The 1,410-nt window shown below is 64.1% G+C and carries 1 protein-coding gene; it reads right to left on the bottom strand.

All coding sequences use genetic code 11. The annotated features are described in order from the left end of the window. The coding region (locus tag PJ985_RS23150; protein ID WP_333909894.1) for an acyltransferase domain-containing protein at positions 1-1,166 on the bottom strand (1,166 nt) is incomplete at its 3' end. Positions 1,167-1,410 lie beyond the last annotated feature (244 nt).

Here is a 1,410-nt window from a genome sequence, read left to right as displayed (position 1 = left end):
TGCTGGTGCTGGAACGGATACGTCGGCAAATCGACGACCCGGGCACCAGACCCCCCAAAAACAGCCGCCCAATCAACATCAACACCCTCAACAAAAGCCTCAGCAGCAGACCTCAGAAAACGATCCAGCCCCCCATCATCACGCCGCAACGACCCCACCACCACAACCGACCCCAACTCCCCCGACTCCCCCGACTCCGACTGGAACGCCTCAGCAGTCTCCTGAATACCCGGAACCAGCACAGGATGAGCACTACTCTCCACAAACCCCGTAAACCCATCAGCCAACAAACACTCAACCACCTCCCGAAAACACACCCGCTCCCGCAAATTACGAAACCAATACCCCGCATCCAAACACCCACCCTCCACCACCCCACCCTCCACCGCCGAATAAAACGGCACCACACCCACCCCAGGACGCACACCCGCCAACACATCCAACAACTCACCCCGCACCCCCTCCACCTGAACAGAATGCGACGCATAATCCACCGGCACCCGACGCACCCTCACCCCCTCCGCACCCCACACCCCAACCAACTCATCCACCACACCCGCATCACCCGACACCACCGTCGAAACCGGACCATTCACCGCCGCCACACCCACCCGACCCCCCCAGGACACCAACCTCCGCTCAACCTCCTCAACCGGCAACGCCACCGACGCCATACCACCCCCACCCGCCAACTCACGCCCAATCACCTGAGAACGCAAAGCCACCACCCTCGCCCCATCCTCCAAAGACAACACCCCAGCCACCACCGCAGCAGCAATCTCCCCCTGCGAATGACCCACCACCGCATCCGGCACCACACCCACCGAACGCCACACCTCAGCCAACGACACCATCACCGCCCACGCCACCGGCTGCACCACATCCACCCGCTCCAACAACCCAGAACCCCGCACCACATCCAACAAACTCCAATCCACAAACCCCGACAACGCCTCCTCACACCGCCCCATCCACTCCGCAAACACCCCCGACTCCTCCAACAACCGCGCACCCATCCCCACCCACTGCGCCCCCTGCCCCGGAAACACAAACACCCGCCGACCACCCGAACCCACCCCACCCGAACCCACCACCACACCCGGCACCAACTCACCCCGCCCCAAACCACCCAACACACCCACCACACCCTCCACACCATCAACCACACCCGCACCCGCACCCGCACCCGCACCCGCACCCGCACCCGCACCCGCCAACACCACCGCACGATGCTCAAACACCGACCGCGTCGACGCCAACGACCACCCCACATCCACCAACGAACCACCACCCACCACACCACACAAACGACCCGCCTGATCCCGCAACGCACCAGCCGACTTCCCCGACACCACCAACGGCACCACCGGCAAACCCCCCAACCCACCACCCCACACCCCACACCCCGAC

Origin of the sequence: Streptomyces sp. ACA25 (assembly GCF_028200735.1) — a bacterium.
Lineage (GTDB): Bacteria > Actinomycetota > Actinomycetes > Streptomycetales > Streptomycetaceae > Streptomyces.
Note: the sequence above shows the minus strand (reverse complement) of the source record. Positions and strands in the feature narration are given on the sequence as shown.